Source organism: Streptomyces ochraceiscleroticus (genome assembly GCF_000720485.1).
Classification (GTDB): domain Bacteria; phylum Actinomycetota; class Actinomycetes; order Streptomycetales; family Streptomycetaceae; genus Streptomyces; species Streptomyces ochraceiscleroticus.
Map to the genome: position 1 here is coordinate 41,074 of NZ_JOAX01000049.1, position 23,386 is coordinate 64,459.

Consider the following 23,386-nt stretch of genomic DNA (forward strand, 5'->3'; position numbering starts at 1 on the left):
CCCCCGAGGGGCCGGCCGGACGCCGGTGCGCAGGGCCGCGGGCACGGATTTGCGCTGGTCGTCGGCTTGGGGTTAGAGTTGTGAACACAACGGCGCGGGGTGGAGCAGCTCGGTAGCTCGCTGGGCTCATAACCCAGAGGTCGCAGGTTCAAATCCTGTCCCCGCTACTAAAAGACGAAGGCCCGGATCCTTGAGGATCCGGGCCTTCGTCATGCGTGCGGAGTGGGGTCATGGCCGGTGGCTGACCGCCGCCGCCGGTCAGCGCGGTCAGCACGTCCGAGGAGCGGAGTCCGTACGGACGCCGTGCCGGGCCAAGGAACGGCCCATCGGGTACATGATCACCGAGCGGCAGTCGTGCGGCGTGGCACGAAAAGCGATATGACGGGCCGTCAAAAACCGGAAGCGGTATGCGCCGTACGCCGGAGAAGCGCGCGCAGTGTACCGAAAAGGCGTGCGCGACATGCCGAAGTAGCGCGCTCCGATCGCCCGGCTGCCGAAAAGCCCGCCGCGAAACGCGGCGGGCTGCAATGATCGGCAAAGCGGAGCGGAGGGGCGGGGAGGTGCCGTGGTGACGTGCGGATCAGGCGCGGGCGCAGTTCGGGCACGTGCCGCGGTAGGTCACCGAGACCTCCGAGACCTCGAAGCCGAATCGTTCCGGCTCGGGCAGGGCGCTCAACGGGTCGCTCGAGATGTGCACGTCACGGATCGTGCCGCACTGCGAGCAGACGAGGTGGTGATGGTCGTGGTGGGCGTTGGGGTCGTACCGCTTCGCCCGGCCGTCCGTGCTGACCTCCAGCACCTCGCCGAGCAGGACGAGCTCGCCGAGCGTGTTGTAGACCGTGGCGCGGGAGATCTCCGGCAGGCGCTCGGACGCCCGCGCGTGCACCTCGTCGGCGGTGTAGTGGACGTGGTCCCCGTCCAGGACCTCGGCGACGACGCGGCGCTGCGCGGTCAGCCGCCAGCCGCGTCCCCGGAGTCGTTCGAGCAGGTCACTCATGCCAATCACCCATCAGTCAGATATGAGCCAGGGTACCAGTGGTGGTCCATGACCGGATCGGGTACGGATTTCTCATCCTTCTTGACTTAGACATTGTCCAATGTAGGATCGGGTTCGGCGCAAGCCAAGGGCAGGTATTTACACAGGAGGCGCACGTGTCGGTAGAGAGCACCACCGGACCGCTGACCACGGAGACCGGTGCTCCGGTCGCGGACAACCAGAACAGCGAGACGGCCGGCATCGGCGGCCCCGGCCTGATCCAGGACCAGCTCCTGATCGAGAAGCTGGCGCACTTCAACCGTGAGCGCATCCCGGAGCGGATCGTGCACGCCCGCGGCGCCGGTGCGTACGGCACGTTCACCGTGACCGCGGACGTGACGAAGTACACCCGCGCGAAGTTCCTCTCCGAGGTCGGCAAGCAGACCGAGACCTTCCTCCGCTTCTCGACCGTCGCGGGCAATCTCGGCGCGGCGGACGCGGTGCGTGACCCCCGCGGCTTCGCGCTGAAGTTCTACACCGAAGAGGGCAACTACGACCTCGTCGGGAACAACACCCCGGTGTTCTTCATCAAGGACGCCATCAAGTTCCCGGACTTCATCCACACCCAGAAGCGCGACCCGTACACCGGCTCGCAGGAGGCGGACAACGTCTGGGACTTCTGGGGTCTGAGCCCGGAGTCGACCCACCAGGTGACCTGGCTGTTCGGCGACCGCGGCATCCCCGCGTCCTACCGCCACATGGACGGCTTCGGCTCGCACACGTTCCAGTGGAACAACGAGGCCGGCGAGGTCTTCTGGGTCAAGTACCACTTCAAGACCGACCAGGGCATCAAGTGCCTCACCACGGACGAGGCCAACAAGCTCGCCGGTGAGGACCCCGACAGCCACCAGCGGGACCTGCGCGAGTCCATCGAGCGCGGCGACTTCCCGAGCTGGACCGTCGGCGTGCAGATCATGCCCGCCGCCGAGGCCGCCAACTACCGCTTCAACCCGTTCGACCTGACCAAGGTCTGGCCGAAGGCGGACTACCCGGTCATCGAGATCGGCAAGCTGGAGCTGAACCGCAACCCGCAGAACATCTTCGCCGAGGTCGAGCAGTCGATCTTCTCCCCGCACCACTTCGTGCCGGGCATCGGCCCCTCGCCCGACAAGATGCTGCAGGGCCGTCTCTTCGCGTACGGCGACGCCCACCGCTACCGCGTCGGCATCAACGCCGACCACCTGCCGGTGAACCGCCCGCACGCCACCGAGGCGCGCAGCCACGGCCGGGACGGCGCGCTGTACGACGGCCGGCACGGCGGCCAGAAGAACTACGAGCCGAACAGCTTCGGCGGCCCGGCCGAGACCGGCCGCGCGCTGTGGCAGCCGCTGCCCGTCTCCGGTGCCACCGGTGAGGCCGAGGCGGCCCAGCACGCCGAGGACGACGACTTCGTGCAGGCGGGCAACCTCTACCGCCTGATGTCGGAGGACGAGAAGGACCGCCTGGTCGACAACCTCGCGGGCTTCATCTCGAAGGTCTCGCGCGATGACATCGCGCAGCGCGCCATCGAGAACTTCCGCAAGGCGGACGCGGACTACGGCAAGCGACTGGAGGCCGCGGTCCAGGCCCTGCGCGGCTGACCGGTCACCACTGCACGGACCGCGTCGTCCGGGGCCCCTTCACCCCGGACAGAGGAGGCCGGCTGCCCTCGGGCGGCCGGCCTCCTCGGCGTATCTGCGGGCCGGCGCAACGGCCCGCCGCGGATCAGGCCGGTACGGCGGTCGCCGCCCGTTCCCGGGCCGCCGAGCGGCAGCGCATGATGTCGCGTACGGACACCACGCCCACCGGCTCCCGGTCGTCCAGGACGATCAAGTGACGGAAGCCGCCGTGCACCATCGCGGTGGCGGCCTCGTCCAGGGTCCACTCCGGCGCGGCGAAGACCACGTCCGTGGTGGTGTGGGTCTGTGCGGTCTCGCGGTCGGGATTCTCCCCGGCGCCGAGGGAATTGAGGATGTCGCGCTCGGTGAGGATGCCGAGGCCGCCGGCGTCGGCGTCCAGGACGACGGCCGCGCCGACGCGCCGTGCCGCCATCAGGTGTGCTGCCTGCCGGAGAGTATGTGCGGGCCCGATGGTGAGGACCACCGTGCTCATGGCGTCGCGGACGTACATGGGCATGGAGTGGAGCCACCTCCTTGGTGAGACCCCGCAGGGGAATTCCCGGCGCCGGAAGCGCCTGGAGAAAAATTTCACAAATGCACAAGCGGGGGGATGCTCATGTTCACATGCCCCATGGCGTGCGACAAGGGGCGCGTGAGGGCCGGTCTCCCGGTCACGCGCCCCAAGGCGCCGTTTGAAAACTCGCGGGAGTGATCGCGGGGCGGGGCTCAGTCCCGAAGGTAGGTCAGCAGGTCCTCGTGCAGCAGGCCGTTGGAGGCCGCCGCGTTGCCGCTGTGCGGGCCCGGGGCCCCGTCCAGGCCCGTGAAGCGCCCGCCGGCCTCCTGTACGACGACGGCGCAGGCCGCCATGTCCCACAGCGACAGCTCCGGCTCGGCGCAGATGTCCACGGAGCCCTCGGCCACCATCATGTAGGGCCAGAAGTCGCCGTACGCGCGGGTCCGCCAGACCTCCCGTGACAGGTCCAGGAAGCCGCCCAGCGTGCCGCGCTCCTCCCAGCCGGTGAGCGAGGAGTAGGCGAACGACGCGTCCTGGATGCGCCCGACGCTCGACACCTGGAGACGCTGGGCTGAGGTCAGGCTGCGGCCGGTGTAGGCGCCCAGCCCCTCTGCGGCCCACCAGCGGCGGTGCAGCGCGGGCGCGGAGACCACGCCGACGACCGGACGGTCCCCGCCCTCGCCGCGCTCCATCAGGGCGATCAGGGTGGCCCACACGGGCACCCCGCGCACATAGTTCTTCGTGCCGTCGATCGGGTCGACGATCCAGCGGCGCGGCCCCGACCCTTCGGAGCCGAACTCCTCGCCGAGCACCGCGTCCCGCGGCCGGGCACGTGCGAGGTGGCCGCGGATGAGCTCTTCGGCCGCCTTGTCCGCCTCGCTCACCGGGGTCATGTCCGGTTTGGTCTCGACCTTCAGGTCGAGCGCCTTGAACCGTTCCATGGTCGCGGCGTCCGCGGCGTCCGCGAGGACGTGGGCGAGACGGAGATCATCGTGGTAGTCGGCCATGTGCGAACACTATCTTTCCCGGTACCTGAGCATGGAAAATCCCGCGGTCGCCGCGGAACGTGGCGGCTTCCGGAAATCCCTTCCGCACCCGTCGGCAGTCCTTTGGTCCGGACCCTTGACACCACCTGGCGGGGCGTCAATTCTGTGCGCACACCGGCCATATGGGCACTACGGCCTGGGAGGCAACGATGCCCGCAGCGCGTGATTCCTTACTGGACGCCGCCTACGCGGCGCTCGAAGTACGGCCCTGGGCAGGCGTCCGGATGGTCGATGTCGCGGCCGCGGCAGGGGTCTCCCGGCAGACCCTCTACAACGAGTTCGGCAGCAAACAGGGGCTCGCGCGCGCCCTGGTGCGCCGCGAGACCGAGGGCTATCTGGCGGGCGTGGAGCGCATCCTGGCCCGGCCCGCCGGCGGTTCCCCCGCCGCCGGCCCGCCCGCCGAGGAGGCCGCGCGCCCCTCGTCCCTGCCCGAAGAAGCCCAGGCCAGGCTGGCCGCGGCGGCCGACTGGACGCTGCGTACCGCCCGCGCCAACCCCCTCGTACGGGCCGTGCTGACCGGCTGCTGGAACGAGCGGCTGCCCTCGCCCGCCGACCAGTCGCTCCCGCTGCCGGTGCCCGGACCCCGCACGGGCTTCCCCGTGGTGCCGCCGCCCGTCGAGGCGCCGCTGCCCGGGCCGAGCGAGCTGGTCGGCCGGTTCAGTGACCGGGCGGTGGCCGCGCTGGAGGCGGACTGGCCCAAGGAGGAGCTGACCGAGCTGGGCACGGCGTGCACGACGGCGGTCCGGCTCACGCTGTCCTGCGTGGTCGCGCCCGCCGATCCCGAGGAGGTCGGGCGGCTCGTCCGCAGCGCGTTCGCGGGCCTGCCGCGCCATCAGGCCGCGCATTGACCGGTAAGTAGCCGTCGGGGCCGGGAATCAGTGCGCCGAGCCCGAGAACTGGAGTCCGATCGCGCCGGCGATGACCAGCGTGATCGAGACGATCTTCAAGGTCGACACCACGTCACCGAGGAAGACCATGCCGTACACCGCCGTGCCGGCCGCGCCGAGCCCGGTCCACACCGCGTACGCCGGGCCCACGTCCAGCTTCTTCAGCGAAAGAGTCAGCAGCCCGAAGCTGCCGAGTGCGAAGGCGCAGAAGGCGATCGTGGGCCAGAGCCGCGTGAAGCCGTGCGAGAGCTTCAGACACACCGCGAAGCCCGTCTCCAGAAGTCCCGCCACCACGACGAGCAGCCACGCCATCAGTTTGCCTCCGTCGGTTCGGTGACCGCTTCGCCCTGTCCTGATGTGATTATGCAGTTACCAAGGGCTCGCGGCAGCCACCTTCGTGCATCGCCCGCGCCGCTCCCTCGATCCGTCAGTCGCCCTCGCGCCGCTCCCGCGTGGCCAGCAGCCGGCGCAGCGAGTAGAGCCGGGCCGGGTCGGCGTGCCCGTCGGCCACCCATTGGTCCAGCGCACACTCCGCCTCGTCGTGGCTGCAGGCGCGCGGGCACCCTTCCGTGCCCGGTACCAGGTCGGGGAAGGCCTGGATGACCCGCGAGGGATCGACGTGGTGCAGTCCGAACGACCGCACGCCGGGCGTGTCGATCACCCAGCCCCGGTCGTCCGGCAGCGGCAGGGCCAGTGCCGAGGTCGTCGTGTGCCGGCCGCGCCCGGTGACCGCGTTGACGTGTCCGGTGGCCCGCTTCCGCGCCGGTACCAGGGAGTTGACCAGCGTGGTCTTGCCCACGCCGGAGTGGCCGACGAAGGCCGTGATCCGGTCGGTCAGCCGCTCGCGCACCCGGTCGGCCGCGGCGCCGTCGGTCAGCTCGTCGCGGTTGGTGACGACGTACGGGACGCCCAGCGCGCCGTAGGACTCCAGCAGCGTGTCCGGTGACGCCAGGTCCGACTTGGTGAGCACGAGCAGCGGCGTAAGGCCCGCGTCGTACGCCGCGACCAGGCAGCGGTCGATCAGCCGGGGCCGCGGCTCGGGGTCGGCGAGCGCGGTGACGATCGCGAGCTGGTCGGCGTTGGCGACCACCACGCGCTCGAACGGATCGTCGTCGTCGGCCGTGCGCCGCAGCACGGACGTGCGCGGCTGGACCCGCACGATGCGGGCGAGGGTGTCCTTGGCGCCGGTGAGGTCGCCGACGACCATGACCCGGTCGCCGACCACCACGCTCTTGCGGCCCAGCTCACGTGCCTTCATCGCGGTGACCGTGCGGTCCTCGATCAGGCACGTGATGCGGCCGCGGTCGACCGTGAGGACCAGGCCCTCGCTGGCGTCCTCGTGCTTCGGGCGGATGTTCGTACGCGGACGGTTGCCCTTGCGGTTCGGGCGGACCCGGACGTCGTCCTCGTCGGGGTTCTTGCCGTAGCGGCGCATCGGGGCGGACTCTCAAGCTCTCCGGGCGGGGGCCGCCGGGCTGAGCATGTCCGTCCACATCTCGGGGAAGTCGGGCAGGGTCTTGGCCGTGGTCGCGACGTTCTCCACCTCGACACCCTTGACGGCCAGGCCGAGCAGCGCGCCGGCGGTGGCCATGCGGTGGTCGTCGTACGTGTGGAAGACGCCGCCGTGCAGCGGGCGCGGCCGGATGTGCAGGCCGTCGGCGGTCTCGGTGACGTCGCCACCGAGGCCGTTGATCTCCTTGGTGAGCGCCGCGAGCCGGTCGGTCTCGTGCAGCCGCAGGTGGGCGACGCCGCGCAGCACGGACTCGGAGTCCGCGAGGGCCGCGACCGCCGCGATGCCCGGGGTCAGCTCGCCGACCTCGCTCAGGTCGATGTCGATGCCGTGCACGCGGCCGCTGCCCTTGAAGGTCAGCCCCTGCTCGGTCAGCTCGCAGGAACCGCCCATTTCGGTGAAGATCTCGCGCAGCGCGTCACCCGGCTGAGTGGTGTGCTCGGGCCAGTCCGGGATCGTGACCCGGCCGCCGGTGATCAGCGCGGCGGCCAGGAACGGCTGCGCGTTGGACAGATCCGGCTCGACGACCAGGTCGCGGCCGAGCAGCGCGCCCGGGGTGACCCGCCAGACGTTCGGCTCGCCGCCGGACTCGGGGGTGTCCACCTGGGCGCCGACCGCTCGCAGCATGTCCACGGTCATCCGGATGTGCGGCATGGACGGCAGCGTGGCGCCCACGTGCCGTACCTCCACGCCCTGGTTGAAGCGCGGCGCGGACAGCAGCAGGGCGCTGACGAACTGCGAGGAGGAGGACGCGTCGATCTCGACCCGGCCGCCGTCCAGGCCGCCCTTGCCGTGCACCGTCATCGGGAGGGCGCCGCGCTTGTCGTCGTCGATGCGGGCGCCGAGGGCGCGCAGCCCCTCGATGACGCCGCCCAGCGGACGCTCGTACGACCGCGGGTCGCCGTCGAAGCGGACCGGGCCGTCGGCCAGCGCCGCGACCGGCGGCAGGAAGCGCATGACCGTGCCGGCGTTGCCGACGTCGACGGTGGTGGGGCCGTGCAGCCCGGCGGGGATCACGCGCCACGCCTCGCCGGTGCCGTCCGGCTCGCCGGCGGGGGAGGAGTTGGAGGAGATGGTCTCCTCGATGCCCACGCCCATCGTGCGCAGCGCCTGGGCCATCAGGAGGGTGTCGCGGGAGCGCAGCGGGCGGCGCAGCCAGCCGGGCTCGGAGGAGAGCGCGGCCAGGACCAGGCCGCGGTTGGTGACCGACTTGGAGCCGGGCACGGTGACGGTCGCGTCGACCGCTCCGGAAGCGGTGGGGGCCGGCCAGAGGGCGGAGTGTGCGGGGCTCTCGGTCATGTAGCTCACTTTAATGGCTCACCAGGGGTGCGGATCTTGATCAAATGGGGTGCAACCTGTACGAAACATGGCACTGGTAAAGCGGAGCCGCGTATGTCTCACAGCTCCAGCAGCCACCGGCCGCCGCCGAACAGCGAGCAGAGTGCCACCAGGTGGAAGAAGCCGAGCCAGACCGCCGCCGGCACGTTCGTCAGCCGGGCGAGCTGGTCCGGGTCGGAGTCCACCCGACCTCCGGAGCGTCTGCGCTTCCCCTGGATCTCGAACGGCGGCCGGACCCCGCCCAGCAGCAGGAACCACACCACCGCGTACGCGAACGCCGCCTGCACCTCCGCGGTGGTCAGCCAGGAGACCAGGAAGAACGCGGCACCAGCGAGTACCACGGTGAGGACGCCGTATGCGTTCCGCGTCATGATCAGCATCGCGAGCAGCAGGGCCGTCGCGCCCCACAGCAGGGCCGTGATGTGGCCGGCGGCGAGCAGCGCGGCACCGGCCAGGCCGAGCAGCGAGGGCGCGGTGTAGCCGGCCGCGGCGGTCAGGACCATGCCGAGGCCGTGCGGCTTGCCGCGGCTCACGGTCAGCCCGGAGGTGTCCGAGTGCAGACGGATGCCGTCCAGCTTCCGGCCGGTCAGCAGGGCCACGAGGCCGTGCCCGCCCTCGTGCGCGATCGTGATGGCATTACGGGATATCCGCCAGGCGCTGTAGGGGAGCATCACCGCCAGTGCGACCACGGCCGTAGCCACGACCAGCCAGAACGACGGATCGGGCTGTGTGGCGAAAACCCGGTCCCATACGTCGGTGATGTGCTCGGTGTCCATCTCTCCCCTTGCTGTGCCATGGCACTGTGGCATACATGTGCGGACGGTATGCGGCGAGCAGGCGGCCCGAGGATCTGGTGGGGATCTTCGAGGTCGAGAAGTGGGAGCCCGAGGAAACCCTGGCACCCGACTGGAATGTCGCCCCCACCAAGAACGTCTACGCGGTGCTCGAACGCCCCGTCAAAGACGCTGAGGACCGGCGGCCGGTTCGCCAGCTCCGGCCTCTGAAGTGGGGCCTGGTCCCGTCGTGGGCGAAATCACCCGACGTCGGCGTGAAGATGATCAACGCCAGGGCGGAGACGGTCCACGAGAAGCCGTCCTTCAAGAAGCCCTTCGCCGCCCGCCGCTGCCTGCTCCCCGGCGACGGCTATTTCGAGTGGGTGACCGGCGTGGGGGAGCGGCAGCTCGAGGAGCAGGGGCGGAAGAAGCGCCCCCGCAAGCAGCCGTACTTCGTCACGCCGGCCGACGGCGCGGTGATGGCGATGGCCGGGCTGTACGAGTTCTGGCGCGACCCCACGCTGCCGCCGGACCACCCGCAGGCGTGGTGGGCGACCTGCTCGGTGGTCACCACGGCCGCCGAGACCACGCCGCTGGCCGGCGCCTCCGGTGAAGCGGGCCCGCAGTCGCTCGCCGACATCCACCCCCGGATGCCGCTGGTCCTCCCGCCGGACCGCTGGGACGCCTGGCTGGACCCGGCCACCACGGACATCGAGGAGCTGCGCGAGCTGCTCGCGCAGCCGCCCGCCGGAATGATGCGGGCCTACCCCGTCTCCACGGAGGTCAGCAACGTCCGCAACAACAGCCCCGAGCTGGTGAAGGAGCTGGCGGCGCCGGAGGAGGAAACGCTCTTCTGACCGTGCCCCGCCTCCGTGGGCGCGGCCGCCGGGGGCAGGATGGCCCCATGAGTGAGAGCGAGACGGTCGGCACACCGGCGGGCGAGGCCCGGATCACCTGGCACCATGCCCAGGGCACGGCGCGCACGGTGCTCGCCGTGAGCCACGGCGCGGGCGGCGGCATCGAGGCACGGGACCTGGCGGCGCTGGCCGCGGCGCTCCCGGAGCGCGGCGTCACGGTCGCGCTCGTCGAGCAGCCCTGGCGGGTGGCGGGCAAGAAGCTGGCGCCCGCGCCGAAGACCCTGGACACGGGCTGGACGGCGCTGTGGCCCGCGCTGCGGAAGCCCGGGCTGCCGGTCGTCGCGGGCGGGCGCAGCGCGGGGGCGCGGGTGGCCTGCCGTACGGCGCGTGAGCTCGGCGCGCACGCCGTGCTCGCCCTCAGCTTCCCGCTGCACCCGCCGGGCAAGCCGGAGAAGTCCCGCGCCGACGAGCTCACCGGCGCCGGCGTGCCCACCCTGGTGATCCAGGGCGGCCGCGACCCCTTCGGGCGCCCCGAGGAGTTCCCCGAGGGCACCGGGATCGTCGAGGTACCGCACGCCGATCATGGTTTCGCCGTACCGAAGAAGGCCCCGATCAGCCAGGACGAGGCGCTGATGCTGATCGTGGAGGCGGCCGCCGAGTGGCTCGTCGGGCTGCCCGACTGACCGGCGCGGCGTCTCCGCAGAGGCCGGCGCGCTGCCTCTGAAGAGGCGCGGGAATGCGCGGCGCCCCCGCCCTGTTGTCCGGTGCGTAGGCAGGTACGTACTGGTACGCACGAGGAATGGGAGTCCACCGCATGGGGATCGCATGCCCGGCCCGACCGCAGGGCACCGGCTGGACGGTGCCGGATCCGGCACAGCTCCACGCGGGGCACCACGTCACGGCTGGAGCGGCGGTGGTACGGGATCGTCGTCTATTCTCCGATTCGAGCGGATCCGCAACCGGATCCGGCACGGTGTTGGAGGAGGTGGGTCCGGTCAGCGGTACCGACGCAGGGACCGACGGCACGGCACAAGCACGTAACGAGGGCGAGCCGGAGGCTGCCCGCACGGAGACGAAGGGCGAGTCGGAGGCCGAGCGCAATGCGCGCTTCGAGCGCGACGCGCTCACGTTCCTGGACCAGATGTACTCCGCCGCGCTGCGCATGACGCGTAATCCGGCGGACGCGGAGGACCTGGTGCAGGAGACGTACGCCAAGGCGTACGCGTCCTTCCACCAGTTCCGCGAGGGCACCAACCTCAAGGCGTGGCTGTACCGCATCCTGACCAACACCTTCATCAACTCCTACCGCAAGAAGCAGCGGGAGCCGCAGCGCAGCGCGGCCGAGGAGATCGAGGACTGGCAGCTCGCGCGCGCCGAGTCGCACATGTCCACGGGCCTGCGCTCCGCCGAGTCGCAGGCGCTGGACCACCTGCCCGATTCGGACGTGAAGGAAGCCCTCCAGGCGATCCCCGAGGAATTCCGTATAGCGGTATACCTCGCGGACGTGGAGGGGTTTGCGTACAAGGAGATCGCCGACATCATGGGAACCCCCATCGGCACGGTGATGTCCCGCCTGCACCGTGGCCGCCGCCAGTTGCGCGGCATGCTCGAGGACTACGCCCGTGACCGCGGGCTGGTCCCGGCCGGGGCGGGTGCTGCGGCTGCTTCGGGAAAGCAGCCGCACGATCGGAAAGGCTCCACATCATGAGCTGCGGAGACCCGCACGAGACGGACTGCTCCGAGGTCCTTGACCACCTGTACGAGTATCTCGACCGCGAGATGCCGGACGGGGAGTGCACGAAGTTCGAGGAGCACTTCGACGAGTGCTCGCCCTGCCTGGAGAAGTACGGCCTCGAACAGGCCGTCAAGAAGCTCGTCAAGCGCTGCTGCGGCCACGACGACGTCCCCACCGACCTGCGCTCGAAGGTCATGGGGCGGATCGAGCTGATCCGGTCCGGCGAGGCCGTGCCCGAGAAGAGCGTGCTCGAACAGGCGCAGGAATCGGCCGCTGCCGAGGGCCCCGGGCACCAGGCCGGACCGACCGAAACCGATGCACGCACCGAGGCGGCGCGCGCCGAATAACGCGCCCGACAACGCGCCGGGTCACTCCATCGGGTGAGGGCAGGCTGAAGAGCCCCACCCAATCCCCGGATGCGCCCGCACGCGCCGCCCACGCCTTCTAAGCTCACCGCACCTGAAGCGACATCGCTCGGTACGGGGAGGAGGGCGCCATGCGGCAGCTGCCCATGGGCGCGTACGCGTACATCGGATGTGCTGTCCTGGCGGCGGTCGGCTGTGCCGCCCCCGCCGCCCTGCCCGCCGCGGGCACCCCCTGGCCCACCGTGGCCCTGCTCGCCGTGCTCTACGCGGCCTGCGAGCGGATGCGCAACTGCCCGCTGACCGGCGGCCGTGCCCCGGCCGGCGGCGCGCCGGCGCACGGCGACGGCATGCCGCCCCGATGGGGCTGCCCCGTGCTGCTCGCCGGGGTCTTCCTGCTGCCGCCCGCCGCTGCCGCCCTGGTGGCTCTGCCGGGCGCGCTCCTCTCCGGTACCGCGGAGCGCTCGCCCGCTGCCCGCCGCGTCTGGCACGCCGCAGAACTCGCCCTGGCCGCCTGGGCCGCCGCCCAGGTCTTCGGCGCGGGCGGCAGCCGCGCCGTCCTCGCCCCCGAATTCCCCTATGCGCTGCTGCCCGCCGCGGCCGCCACCACCGCCTTCTGCGCCGTCCTGGCCGTCCTGGACGGCGGCGTCCTGGTCGCCGCCGAGCGGCACGCGCCGCGCACCGCCTGGCGCGGCCTGCTGCTCCGCTCGCTCGCCCCGCACCTGGTGCACGGTTTGGCCGGGCTGATGATGGCCGTCCTCTGGCGCAGCTCCTACGGGCCCGCCGCCGCTCTCCTCGTCCTGCTGCCCATGTACATCTCCTGCTGGGTCTTCGCGCAGTACCACCGCGAGCGCGCGGCGCATCAGGCCACCATCCGCGCCCTCGTCCAGGCCGTCGACCTCAAGGACCGCTACACCCGCGGCCACAGCGAACGCGTCGGCCGCGCCTCGGTGATGATCGCCCGCGAGCTGGGCATGGCCGAGGACCGCCTCGAAGTACTGCGCTTCGCCGGCATCCTGCACGACGTCGGCAAGCTCGGCGTGCCCACCCGGCTGCTCCGGAAGGACGGCCCGCTCACCTCCGAAGAGCGCCGCGTCATCGAGCTGCACCCGGAGTACGGCCACGAAATCGTCCGCGGCATCGGCTTCCTCGGCGAGGCCAGGGCCGCGATCCTGCACCACCACGAACGCATGGACGGCAAGGGCTACCCCTACGGCCTCCGGGGGCGCGAGATCCCCGAATTCGCCCGGGTGGTCGCCGTCGCCGACGCCTTCGACGCGATGACCTCCACCCGCTCCTACCGCCGCGCCCGCCCGGTCGCCGCCGCCGTCGCCGAGCTGCGCCGCAGCGCGGGCGCCCAGCTCGACCCGCGCATGGTCCGCGCCCTGGTCGCCGCGCTCGCCCGGCACGGCTGGCAGCCCGAGGTCGTCACCGCGGGCGCCGACGGGCCCGCCCTGCCGCCGCCCCGGCGCGCGGGCGTCCCCCTCCGCAGGCGCCCGGCCCCGGCTGCCGTACCCCCACCCGGTACCACAGCGCTGCCCGGAACGGCCGTGACGCCGCACCCCGGCGCCGCCAAGGGCGAGCGGTGAGCGGCGCCGCGCCGCGGACGGCCGCGGCGGACCACGCCGACCCGCCCCCCGTCCCGCACCGCACCGGCACCCCCCGCGCCGTCGCCCTGGTCCACGCCGCGGCCGGCGCCCTCGCCTGCCTCGCGCTGGGCCACACCCTCTGGCACGGCCTCACCGACCCCGGCATCGCGCTCGCCTTCGGCGCCCTGATAGCGGTCGGCGAGCTGGCCCGCTGGGGCGCGGGGCCGCCCGCGCGCGGCGGCGCCGGCGCGCTGCCCGGCGACCGCGAGAGCGCCCCGCTCGGCGTCGCCGGAGCTCTGGCCTACGCCCTGCTCGGCGAGGTCGCCGGGCGGCCCACCTCGCACGGCGTCCTGCAGACCGTCGCCGTCGTCGTCGCGGCAGGGCTCATCGGCCTCGTTCCCCATGTGGCGCTCGGCAGGGGCCCGGCCCTGGACCACATCGCCCGCCGCGTCCTGACCGTCGGCTTCGCCGCGACCTGCTTCCAGCCCCTGTACAACACCGGCCGGCTGGCCGCCTGGATCGGCGACGGCACGTACTACACCTGCTACCTCCTCGGCATCCTCGTGCTCACCGCCCTGTGCGACGCCGTGCTCGCCGCGGCCCTGGCCAGGGCCCGTACCGGCTGGCCGTACGGCCCCCTCCTCCGCGACGAGCTGCGCTCACTGCTGGGCATCGGCTCGGCGATCTGCGCATCGGGCCTGGTCATCGCGCTGGCCACGGCCGTCGCCGGGCTCTGGGCACTGCCCGTCTTCTGTCTGCCGCTCCTCCTCACCCAGTTCTCCTTCCGTCGCTACGCCGCCGTCCGCGCCACGTACCGGCAGACCATCGCCTCCCTAGCCCGCGCCACCGAGATCGCCGGCTACACCCCGCCCGGCCACGCCCGCCGGGTCGCCGTCCTCAGCCGCGCCGTCGGCCGGGAACTGGGCCTCGGAGAGGCCGACTTGAACGTCCTGGAGTACGCGGCCCTGATGCACGACATCGGACAGCTCTCCCTGGTCGACCCGGTGACCGGCGGCGCCACCGCAGGGCTGCCGTCCGCCGAACAGCGCAGGATCGCCCTGCTCGGCGGCGCCGTCGTCCGCCAGACCGGGGTACCCGCCGAGGTGGCCGTGATCGTCGAGCGGCAGGCCGATCCCTTCCGGGAGCAGCCGCTGCCCGCCCGCATCGTGCGCACCGTGAACGCCTACGACGACCTCGCGGGCGGCGACGGCGGCCCCGGAGGCACGCTGCGCGCCCTGGAAAGGCTGCGCCTGTCGACCGCACAGGACTTCGAACCCCGTGTGGTGGAGGCCCTCGCCCGAGTGCTCTCCCGGCCCCTCGGCCCGGCCTGACCGGCCCTTCCCGCCGTGTGCGCGGTGCCCACAGGGGTAGCCGTCATGTATCGGGGTACCGGTTCAAGGTCAAAGAACCGATGGGTAATGAGCGGCCTCGGATATGGGCATGGTTGGATGCGAAGGAGGCCCCGGGGAGCGGGGCCCAGGGGGCTTCGCGAGGCAAGGAGCAGCAGGGGGCGCCGGTCATCGGGCTGAGCCCGGCGGCAAACTGTGGCAGGTTGTCGAGTGAGCCCTCGGCCGTCCGCCGGACGGCACCAAGGAAGCAATCGGCAGGCGGGAATCGTGAAGATCTTCGGCAAGGTACGGCACCGGCCCTCCGCCTCGTGGCGGCAGGCGACCGACCGCGCTTTCACGCTGATCGGCGACGGCCGTTACGAGGACGCGGGAGCGCTGCTCACCCGCGCCGCCGACATGGAGCCGTGGCTGTCGGAGTCCTGGTTCAACCTCGCCCTGCTGCACAAATTCCGGCACGACTGGGAGCAGGCGCGCACCGCCGGACTGCGCGCCGTCGCCCTGCTGGAGCGCGAGGCCGGGGCCCCCGACTGGTGGAACGTGGGCATCGCGGCCACCGCCCTGCAGGACTGGCCGCTGGCCCGCCGCGCCTGGCAGGCGTACGGCCTGCACGTGCCCGGCGAGGGCGCGCCCTCCGGGGAGCCGCGCGGCATGCAGCTCGGCAGCGCCGCGGTCCGCCTCTCGCCCGAGGGCGAGGCCGAGGTCGTCTGGGGCCGCCGGCTGGACCCCGCCCGCATCGAGGTGCTCTCCATCCCGCTGCCGTCCTCCGGGCGCCGCTGGGGCGAGGTCGTCCTCCACGACGGCGTCCCGCACGGCGAGCGCACGACCACGGCCGGGCCCTCCTACCCCGTCTTCGACGAGATCGAGCTGTGGGCGCCCTCGCCGGTGCCCACCTGGGTCGTCCTCCTGGAGGCCGCCGGCGAGGCCGACCGGGACGCCCTGGAGCGACTGGCAGCGGACGCCGGGTACGCCGCCGAGGACTGGTCCTCCTCCGTCCGCCTGCTGTGCCGCACCTGCTCCGAGAGCCGGATGCCCAGCGACGAGGGCGAGGGCGAGCACCTGGACCCGCACGACCACAGCGAGCCCGGCCATCCGGGCCCGCTCGGACACCGCACAGCCGGCTCCGGCTCCCTGTGGGTGCCCGAGCGCGAGTGCGGCATCGCCGCGCCCGCCGGGCTGGTGCGCGGCCTGCTGGACGGCTGGGTGGCGGACAGCCCGGACACCCGCGAGTGGCGGGACCTCGAAGAGGTCTGCTGAGTTCCCACCGGCTTCCCCGGCGGCCGGTGGTCGGCGGGCGCCCGGCGGGCCCCCGTACCCTGTACGGGCAGCTAAGAAGAATCTTTGCGGAACATCGCGGAAGGCGTGCGGCGGACATGGCGCAGCAGATTGATCAGGACGGCGACCAGCAGGTGGACACCGAGTTCATCGATGACGTGACCGACGCGGACGCGCGCGAGAAGGCGTACCGCGAGCGCGGCACCTCCCGCCCGATCACCGTGGTCGGCAACCCCGTCCTGCACAAGGAGTGCAAGGACGTCACGGAGTTCGACGACAAGCTCGCCCAGCTCGTCGATGACATGTTCGCCTCCCAGCGCACCGCCGAGGGCGTGGGCCTGGCCGCCAACCAGATCGGCGTCGACCTGAAGGTCTTCGTCTACGACTGCATGGACGACCAGGGCGTACGCCACGTCGGCGTGGTCTGCAACCCGGTCCTGGACGAGCTGCCGGCCGCCCGCCGGGTCCTGGACGACTCCAACGAGGGCTGCCTGTCGGTCCCCGGCGCGTACGCCGAGCTCGCCCGGCCGGACTACGCGGTGGTACGCGGCCAGGACATCAAGGGCAACGACATCGCCGTCGAGGGCACCGGCTACTTCGCCCGCTGCCTCCAGCACGAGACCGACCACCTCTACGGCTACCTCTACATCGACCGCCTCTCCAAGCGCGACCGCAAGGATGTCCTGAAGCAGATGGCCGAGGGGACGCCGCGGTACCCCGTGGTCGCCAACGACTGAGACGGTGCCTCCTGGCGGCGCGTTGTCGGATGCGACGCCGTCGGGGTTGATCGCGCAGTTCCCCGCGCCCCTGTCGGGGCGCGGGGATTTTCTGTGCGCGGTGCTGCTCTAGAAGTCGTCGTCGAAGGAGACCGAGCCCTCGACGGCGACCTGGTACGCGGAGGCGCGGCGCTCGAAGAAGTTGGTCAGCTCCTGGACGTTCTGCAGCTCCATGAAGGAGAACGGGTTCTCCGAGCCGTACACGGGTGCGAAGCCGAGCCGCTGCAGGCGCTGGTCGGCGACGCACTGCAGGTACTCCCGCATCGACGCGGTGTTCATGCCGGGCAGGCCGTCGCCGCACAGATCGTGGGCGAACTGCAGTTCCGCCTCGACTGCCTCCTTCAGCATGTCGGTGACCTGCTGTTCAAGCTCCGCGTCGAAGAGGTCCGGCTCCTCCTCGCGGACCGTGTCCACGACCGAGAACGCGAACTCCATGTGCATCGTTTCGTCGCGAAAGACCCAGTTCGTCCCCGTTGCCAGGCCGTGCAGCAGGCCCCGGGAGCGGAACCAGTACACGTACGCGAACGCGCCGTAGAAGAACAGCCCCTCGATGCAGGCCGCGAAGCAGATCAGGTTCAGCAGGAAACGGCGGCGGTCGGCCTTGGTCTCCAGCCGGTCGATCTTCTCGACGGAGTCCATCCAGCGGAAGCAGAACTGCGCCTTCTCGCGGATGGAGGGGATGTTCTCGACGGCGGCGAAGGCGGCCGCGCGGTCGTCCGGGTCGGGCAGATAGGTGTCCAGCAGCGTCAGGTAGAACTGGACGTGCACGGCCTCCTCGAAGAGCTGACGGCTCAGGTACAGCCGTGCCTCGGGGGAGTTGATGTGCTTGTACAGCGTGAGCACGAGGTTGTTGGACACGATCGAGTCGCCGGTCGCGAAGAAGGCGACCAGGCGGCCGATCAGGTGCTGCTCGCCCGGCGAGAGCTTGGCGAGGTCGGCCACGTCGGAGTGGAGGTCGACCTCCTCCACGGTCCAGGTGTTCTTGATCGCGTCACGGTAGCGGTCGTAGAAGTCCGGGTACCGCATGGGCCGCAGGGTCAGTTCGAAGCCCGGGTCGAGGAGGTTCTTCGTCGTCTTCGTCGTCTCGGAGACGGTGGTGCCGGCGCGCAGCGCCGTCGATGAGGGGCGGTGGTCGGGCGACGGGTGGGACATTACTGGCATGCCTCGCAGGACTCGGGGTTTTCCAGGGAGCAGGCGATCGCCTCGGGGTCGGATGCCTGCTGGGGTACGGGGGCGGTGGCGGCGGCCGTGCCGCGCGCCGACTGCGCGATCCGGGTCGCCGGGCGCGACCGCAGGTAGTACGTGGTCTTGATGCCGCGCTTCCAGGCGTACGCGTACATCGAGCTGAGCTTGCCGATGGTCGGCGCCGCCATGAAGAGGTTCAGGGACTGGCTCTGGTCCAGGTACGGCGTGCGGTCGGCGGCCATGTCGATCAGCGCGCGCTGCGGGACCTCCCACGCCGTGCGGTACAGCGCGCGGATCTCCTCGGGGATCCAGGGGACGTCCTGGACCGAGCCGTTGGCCTCGCGCAGCGCCTCACGGGTGCGCGCGTCCCACAGCCCAAGAGCCTTGAGCTCCTCGATCAGGTACGCGTTGACCTGCAGGAACTCCCCGCTCAGCGTCTCGCGCTTGAAGAGGTTGGAGACCTGCGGCTCGATGCACTCGTACACGCCCGCGATGGAGGCGATGGTCGCGGTGGGCGCGATCGCCAGAAGGAGTGAGTTTCGCATCCCGGTCGCCGCGATACGGGTGCGCAGCGCGGCCCAGCGGTCGGCCCAGCGGGGCTCCGCGTCGGGGTAGTGGTCGGGGTGCAGGACGCCGCGGGCGGTGCGGGTCGCGGACCAGTTCGGGTGCGGGCCGTGCCGCTCGGCGAGGTCGGCGGACGCCTCGTACGCGGCGAGCATGATCCGCTCGGAGATGCGGGTGGACAGCTCGCGGGCCTCGGGGGAGTCGAACGGCAGACGGAGGCGGAAGAACACGTCCTGGAGGCCCATGAGGCCCAGACCCACCGGGCGCCAGCGGGAGTTGGACGCGCCGGCCTGCTCGGTCGGGTAGAAGTTGATGTCCACCACGCGGTCGAGGAAGGTGACGGCGGTACGGACGGTGGCGTCCAGCCGCTCCCAGTCCATCTCGCCGTCGGCGCCCAGGTGCGCGGCGAGGTTGACGGAGCCGAGGTTGCAGACGGCCGTCTCGCTGTCGTCGGTGACCTCCAGGATCTCCGTGCAGAGGTTGGAGGAGTGGACGACCCGGCCGGGCTCGGCGGTCTGGTTCGCGGTGCGGTTGGCGGCGTCCTTGAAGGTCATCCAGCCGTTGCCGGTCTGCGCGAGGGTTCGCATCATCCGCGCGTACAGCGTCCGGGCCGGGACCGCCTTGACGGCCTTCCCCTCGGCCTCGGCCTTCCGGTACGCGGCGTCGAACTCCGCGCCCCACAGGTCCACCAGCTCCGGCGCGTCCGCCGGGGAGAACAGCGACCAGTCCCCGTCCGACTCGACCCGGCGCATGAACTCGTCCGGGATCCAGTGCGCGATGTTGAGGTTGTGCGTACGCCGCGCCTCCTCACCGGTGTTGTCGCGCAGCTCGAGGAACTCCTCGATGTCCGCGTGCCAGGTCTCCAGGTAGACGCAGGCCGCGCCCTTGCGCCGGCCGCCCTGGTTCACTGCGGCGACACTCGCGTCGAGGGTCCGCAGGAACGGGACGATGCCGTTGGAGTGCCCGTTGGTGCCGCGGATCAGCGAACCGCGGGCGCGCACGCGGGAGTACGAGAGGCCGATGCCGCCCGCGTGCTTCGAGAGGCGCGCGACCTGGTGGTACCGGTCGTAGATCGAGTCCAGCTCGTCCAGCGGCGAGTCCAGCAGGTAGCAGGAGGACATCTGCGGGTGGCGGGTGCCGGAGTTGAAGAGCGTGGGGGAGGAGGGCAGGTAGGAGAGCGTGCTGGTCAGCGCGTAGAGCGCGGCGACGTCCTGGACGGCGTGGTCCGAGTGGTCCTCGGCCAGGCCGCAGGCCACGCGCAGCAGGAAGTGCTGCGGGGTCTCGATGACCTTGCGGGTGAGCGGGTGCCGGAGGAGGTAGCGGGAGTAGACCGTGCGCAGGCCGAAGTAGCCGAAGCGGTCGTCGGCGCCGTCCGCGAGGGCCTCCTCGACGAGGGCGTCGAGCCGGGCGGCGTGGGTGCGGACGAACTCCGCGGTGCCGTCGGCGATCAGGCCCTCGCGGTGACCCGTGGCGACCGAGGCGGCGAAGCCCGTCGCGCCCTGGCTCGCGGCCTCCTCGGCGATCGCGGCCGTCAGCAGGCGGGCGGCCAGCTTGGAGTACTGCGGCTCGTCGCCGATCAGCCCGGCCGCGGCCTCCATCGCCAGCTCGCGCAGCTCCGCCTCGTCCGAGCCGGCGTGCCGGCCGCGCAGCGCGGCCGCGGCGACCTTGCCCGGATCGGTGGCCGGCAGGTCGGCGGTGAGGTCGGTCAGGGTGCGCAGCAGGGCGGTACCGGGGCCGTCCTGGGCCTGCGCGGTCGCCGGCCGCGCCTCCTGTGCCGGCTGCACCGTCTGCGCCGTCTGCGCCTCTTGTGCTGACTCCGCTGGCGCGATGGTCACCTTGTGCTCTCCTCACTCGGCTGGGGCCGGGGAGGGGCGACGGAGGCGTACGGGCAGCCGCGCCGGAGCCCTGCCGGGCACGCGGGCACACCACGCAGCGTCCACCGGCCCAACCCACGGAGCCCGGACGTCTCGACGCCCGCACCGGAACGGAACGGGCGTACCGTCGGCAGGTCCTCGGACTCGGCGAGCGCGCAAAATGCCCACTCAGCACACCGTTGCGGGACAGTTCCGGATTCGCACCGGATTCCCCTGCGGCGACAGCGAGGACGAGCATACATCTTGTGCCGCCTCGCGCGAGCGTCCCCATATCTTGTGTCGCTGCGGTGCCGGTCGTGCTGCAGTGCGTGCCGTCGTACGCACGGATGGTCGCCCAACAGATGCCCGTCGGGCCGGCCGTCCCGCCGGTCCACTCACGGGCCGTCAGTTGCCGGTCGACTCCCGGGGTATCGGCTCCAGGGTGAACGTCAGCAGTTCTCCCAGGCCCGGTACCGGGGACCAGTCGCGGTCAGGCGTCCGGACGAACCCCAGCCGCCGGTAGATGCGGTGCGCGCTGTGCATCGAACGCTGCGAGGACAGCACGACACGTATGCAGCCCTCGGTCGCCCGCGCACGGTCCAGACACGCGCGCACCAAAGCCTCGCCCACTCCGCGGCCGCGTGCCTCCTTCGCGACCGCCAGCATCCGGAACTCCGCCTCGCCCGGCAGCGCGATGTCCGCCCACGGGCCACCCACCGGCACGAACGTCACCCCGCCCAGCACCTCGCCGTCCGCCACGGCCACCAGCACCTCCGCCTCGGCGGCCCGCCGCGCCACGTTCCGCAGCTCCGGCAGATAGCTGTCGCCCTCCCCGAAGGTGAGCAGCCCGTCACCGAGATACGCCTGGGCCGTGATCTCGCCCAGCCGTGCGTGCTCCTCCGCGCGTATCCGCCTGATCACGAAATCCATGGGGTCCATGACCGCCAGTGTGCACCGGGGGTATGACAACGGGCCGCCGGATTTCCCGGCGGCCCGTTGTCGTGCGGAGGGGAGTGGCGTCAGTGCGCCGCGCCCGCCGTGGCCGGCGGCAGGTCGGGCTGTACGCCCTTGTCGCCGACGTCCGCCGTGTAGTCCTCGGGCGAGGTCTCGTCGATGCCGGCAGGGGCCTTCGCGGCCCGCAGAACGACCGTCAGGACCACCGTCACCAGGACGTTCAGCACGAACGCGGTGAGGCCGATGTAGCCGATCTCGCCGATGCCGGGGATCGCCGCGTTCGAGCCGCCGAAGTGCTTCTGGGTCGGGCTCGCCACGCCGTACGCCGCGAGCGTGCCGTACACCATGCCGACCGCCCAGCCCGCGAGCAGCGCCCAGCGGTGGAACCAGCGGGTGAACAGGCCGCCCACCAGCGCGGGCATGGTCTGCAGGATCCAGATGCCGCCCAGGAGCTGGAAGTTGATCGCCACCGTCTTGTCCATGGTCAGGACGAACGCCAGCGCGCCGACCTTCACCAGCAGCGACACGAGCTTGGCGACCTTGTGCTCCTGCGCGGGCGTCGCGCCCGGCTTGAGGAAGTCCTTGTAGATGTTGCGGGTGAAGAGGTTCGCCGCGGCGATCGACATGATCGCGGCGGGCACCAGCGCGCCGATGCCGATCGCGGCGAACGCCACGCCCGTGAACCAGTCCGGGAACATGTTCTCGAAGAGCTGCGGGATCGCGAGCTGCCCGTTCTCCACCTTGATCCCGGCCGCGATCGCCATGAAGCCCAGCAGCGCGAGGAAGCCGAGCATCAGCGAGTACAGCGGGAGGATGGTGGTGTTGCGGCGGATCACGTTACGGCTGCGCGAGGAGAGCGTGGCCGTGATCGAGTGCGGGTACATGAACAGCGCCAGCGCCGAGCCGAGTGCCAGCGTCCCGTACGCCCACTGCGCGTTGGGGCCGCTCGCCAGCTCGCCGCGCGGCTTCCCGGTGGCCGGGTTCGTCTGCGCGAAGGCGTCGCCCGCCGTGTGGAAGATGTGCTCGAAGCCGCCCAGCTTGATCGGGATGTAGATGATCGCCACCGCGATGACGAGGTAGATCAGACCGTCCTTGACGAACGCGATCAGCGCGGGCGCGCGCAGCCCGGAGGAGTAGGTGTACGCGGCCAGCACGCCGAAGGCGATCAGCAGCGGCAGGTCCTTGATGAACCAGTTCGTGCTCTCACCGCCGCCGACGCCCAGCACGTCCAGGACCGCCTGGATGCCCACGAGTTGCAGCGCGATGTACGGCATCGTGGCGAGGATGCCGGTGAGCGCGACGGCCAGCGACAGGGCCTTGGAGCCGAAGCGGCCGCGCACGAAGTCCGAGGTGGTGACGTACCCGTGCTTGTGCGACACCGACCACAGGCGGGGCAGGAACGTGAAGATCAGGGGGTAGACGAGGATCGTGTACGGGACGGCGAAGAAGCCCGCCGCGCCCGCCGCGTAGATCGCCGCGGGCACCGCGACGAAGGTGTACGCGGTGTACAGGTCGCCGCCCAGCAGGAACCACGTCACCCACGTGCCGAAGCTGCGGCCGCCCAGGCCCCACTCGTCGAGGTTGTCGGACTGGTCGGCCTTGCGCCAGCGGGCGGCCATGAAGCCCATGACCGTCACGGCGATGAAGAAGAAGATGAAGACGGCCAGCGCGATGCCGTTCACGCCGCCGGTCGCGTCCGCCGCGAGCGCGTTCCCGCCCGGGACGGCCGGGACGGCCGCGGTGGCCGGGATGTTCGTTGCCATGGTCATCACTTCGACGCACCGCCCTTACGGGCGCGAAGCTCACGCTGCTCACGCTGCACGAGCTTGTACGCGATCATCGTCAGCGCCGTCGAGATCAGCACCCACAGCATCTGGTACCAGTAGAAGAACGGGATGCCGATCAGCGTCGGCTCGACCTTCGCGTACGAACTCACCCAGAGCATCGCCACGAACGGAGCGAGCAGGCACAGGCCGGCCACCACACGTGTGGGCGTGACGATCGGCCCGGAACGGGGTGTTTCGGCTGGCTCTGACATATCCGCTGCTCCATCCCTGGCGATCACATACGTAATGGCCAGGAAATCTAAGCGCGCGGAGCACCCGCCGTCACCAGCTGTCCGCATATCGGTACGGAAACGGTTTGGGTGGTGGGGCGGGGTGAGGGCGGGGAGGAGGAGGGGGAGGAC

General features: G+C 71.4%; 22 protein-coding genes, 1 tRNA gene and 1 riboswitch. Of the genes, 11 read left to right on the forward strand and 12 right to left on the reverse strand.

Annotated features, from left to right (window positions below; translation table 11 throughout):
* Positions 1-93 precede the first annotated feature (93 nt).
* Positions 94-167, forward strand: a tRNA-Met gene (locus tag IG84_RS0136265).
* Between the two features lie 413 nt (positions 168-580).
* Here the strand turns inward: IG84_RS0136265 and IG84_RS0136270 are convergent.
* Entirely contained in the window at positions 581-997 is a 417-nt protein-coding gene (locus tag IG84_RS0136270; protein ID WP_031067387.1) for a Fur family transcriptional regulator, read from the reverse strand.
* 155 nt (positions 998-1,152) lie between these two features.
* Here IG84_RS0136270 and IG84_RS0136275 point away from each other — a divergent pair, with 155 nt between their 5' ends.
* Positions 1,153-2,616, forward strand: coding sequence for a catalase (locus IG84_RS0136275; protein WP_031067389.1), 1,464 nt, complete (start codon positions 1,153-1,155; stop codon positions 2,614-2,616).
* A 124-nt stretch (positions 2,617-2,740) separates the two neighbouring features.
* On the opposite strand, the gene IG84_RS0136280 is transcribed toward IG84_RS0136275, so the two are convergent.
* Positions 2,741-3,145: a CBS domain-containing protein gene (locus IG84_RS0136280; protein ID WP_031067391.1), complete on the reverse strand. Its 405-nt coding sequence runs from the start codon at positions 3,143-3,145 to the stop codon at positions 2,741-2,743.
* A 215-nt stretch (positions 3,146-3,360) separates the two neighbouring features.
* The gene (gene hisN / locus IG84_RS0136285; protein ID WP_031067395.1) at positions 3,361-4,155 is read right to left on the reverse strand and encodes a histidinol-phosphatase; all 795 of its coding nucleotides are present in this window, start codon (positions 4,153-4,155) and stop codon (positions 3,361-3,363) included.
* A gap of 188 nt (positions 4,156-4,343) precedes the next feature.
* On the opposite strand from hisN, the gene IG84_RS0136290 reads away from it, so the two are divergent.
* Entirely contained in the window at positions 4,344-5,042 is a 699-nt protein-coding gene (locus tag IG84_RS0136290) for a TetR/AcrR family transcriptional regulator (protein WP_031067398.1), read from the forward strand.
* Between the two features lie 27 nt (positions 5,043-5,069).
* On the opposite strand, the gene IG84_RS0136295 is transcribed toward IG84_RS0136290, so the two are convergent.
* From IG84_RS0136295 to IG84_RS0136310, 4 genes are all read right to left on the reverse strand, one after another.
* The gene (locus IG84_RS0136295; RefSeq protein WP_031067401.1) at positions 5,070-5,393 is read right to left on the reverse strand and encodes a DMT family transporter; all 324 of its coding nucleotides are present in this window, start codon (positions 5,391-5,393) and stop codon (positions 5,070-5,072) included.
* Positions 5,394-5,508: 115 nt separating this feature from the next.
* On the reverse strand, positions 5,509-6,516 hold the full coding sequence (rsgA, locus tag IG84_RS0136300; protein WP_031067403.1) for a ribosome small subunit-dependent GTPase A: 1,008 nt from the start codon (positions 6,514-6,516) through the stop codon (positions 5,509-5,511).
* Between the two features lie 12 nt (positions 6,517-6,528).
* A complete protein-coding gene (gene aroA / locus IG84_RS0136305; protein WP_031067405.1) occupies positions 6,529-7,890 on the reverse strand; it encodes a 3-phosphoshikimate 1-carboxyvinyltransferase in 1,362 nt (453 codons plus the stop codon).
* 98 nt (positions 7,891-7,988) lie between these two features.
* The gene (locus tag IG84_RS0136310; RefSeq protein WP_031067408.1) at positions 7,989-8,705 is read right to left on the reverse strand and encodes a M50 family metallopeptidase; all 717 of its coding nucleotides are present in this window, start codon (positions 8,703-8,705) and stop codon (positions 7,989-7,991) included.
* A 35-nt stretch (positions 8,706-8,740) separates the two neighbouring features.
* Between IG84_RS0136310 and IG84_RS0136315 the strand changes: the two genes are divergently transcribed.
* The 8 genes from IG84_RS0136315 (at position 8,741) to def (ending at position 16,603) form a co-directional block, all read left to right on the forward strand.
* A complete protein-coding gene (locus IG84_RS0136315) occupies positions 8,741-9,559 on the forward strand; it encodes an SOS response-associated peptidase (RefSeq protein ID WP_031067410.1) in 819 nt (272 codons plus the stop codon).
* Between the two features lie 47 nt (positions 9,560-9,606).
* Complete coding sequence (locus IG84_RS0136320; protein WP_031067412.1) at positions 9,607-10,242, forward strand: alpha/beta hydrolase family protein; 636 nt, start codon at positions 9,607-9,609, stop codon at positions 10,240-10,242.
* Positions 10,243-10,544: 302 nt separating this feature from the next.
* Positions 10,545-11,267 (forward strand): sigma-70 family RNA polymerase sigma factor, encoded by a 723-nt coding sequence (locus IG84_RS0136325; protein WP_031067415.1) that lies wholly within the window; start codon positions 10,545-10,547, stop codon positions 11,265-11,267.
* Positions 11,264-11,641 carry a mycothiol system anti-sigma-R factor gene (gene rsrA, locus IG84_RS0136330; protein ID WP_030264255.1) on the forward strand — a complete coding sequence of 126 codons (378 nt, stop codon included), beginning with the start codon at positions 11,264-11,266 and terminating at the stop codon, positions 11,639-11,641. Before IG84_RS0136325 ends, rsrA begins: the two co-directional genes overlap by 4 nt.
* 149 nt (positions 11,642-11,790) lie before the next feature.
* Complete coding sequence (locus IG84_RS0136335) at positions 11,791-13,245, forward strand: HD-GYP domain-containing protein (RefSeq protein WP_051862844.1); 1,455 nt, start codon at positions 11,791-11,793, stop codon at positions 13,243-13,245.
* An 86-nt stretch (positions 13,246-13,331) separates the two neighbouring features.
* Complete coding sequence (locus IG84_RS0136340; protein ID WP_037801371.1) at positions 13,332-14,576, forward strand: HD-GYP domain-containing protein; 1,245 nt, start codon at positions 13,332-13,334, stop codon at positions 14,574-14,576.
* Between the two features lie 285 nt (positions 14,577-14,861).
* Positions 14,862-15,848 carry a tetratricopeptide repeat protein gene (locus IG84_RS0136345; RefSeq protein WP_031067431.1) on the forward strand — a complete coding sequence of 329 codons (987 nt, stop codon included), beginning with the start codon at positions 14,862-14,864 and terminating at the stop codon, positions 15,846-15,848.
* Positions 15,849-15,964: 116 nt separating this feature from the next.
* A complete protein-coding gene (def, locus tag IG84_RS0136350) occupies positions 15,965-16,603 on the forward strand; it encodes a peptide deformylase (RefSeq protein WP_031067435.1) in 639 nt (212 codons plus the stop codon).
* A gap of 108 nt (positions 16,604-16,711) precedes the next feature.
* Here def and IG84_RS0136355 read toward each other — a convergent pair whose 3' ends face one another.
* From IG84_RS0136355 to IG84_RS0136375, 5 genes are all read right to left on the reverse strand, one after another.
* A complete protein-coding gene (locus tag IG84_RS0136355; protein ID WP_031067438.1) occupies positions 16,712-17,794 on the reverse strand; it encodes a ribonucleotide-diphosphate reductase subunit beta in 1,083 nt (360 codons plus the stop codon).
* On the reverse strand, positions 17,794-20,226 hold the full coding sequence (locus IG84_RS0136360; protein WP_031067444.1) for a ribonucleoside-diphosphate reductase subunit alpha: 2,433 nt from the start codon (positions 20,224-20,226) through the stop codon (positions 17,794-17,796). The genes IG84_RS0136355 and IG84_RS0136360 overlap by 1 nt, the downstream gene beginning before the upstream one ends.
* A gap of 151 nt (positions 20,227-20,377) precedes the next feature.
* A riboswitch (cobalamin riboswitch) is annotated at positions 20,378-20,509 on the reverse strand.
* A 140-nt stretch (positions 20,510-20,649) separates the two neighbouring features.
* Positions 20,650-21,174, reverse strand: a complete 525-nt coding sequence (locus IG84_RS0136365) for a GNAT family N-acetyltransferase (protein ID WP_031067449.1) — start codon at positions 21,172-21,174, stop codon at positions 20,650-20,652.
* 89 nt (positions 21,175-21,263) lie between these two features.
* Positions 21,264-22,880, reverse strand: coding sequence for a monocarboxylate uptake permease MctP (mctP, locus tag IG84_RS0136370; protein WP_031067451.1), 1,617 nt, complete (start codon positions 22,878-22,880; stop codon positions 21,264-21,266).
* An 86-nt stretch (positions 22,881-22,966) separates the two neighbouring features.
* Positions 22,967-23,236, reverse strand: a complete 270-nt coding sequence (locus tag IG84_RS0136375; protein WP_078649890.1) for a DUF3311 domain-containing protein — start codon at positions 23,234-23,236, stop codon at positions 22,967-22,969.
* Positions 23,237-23,386 lie beyond the last annotated feature (150 nt).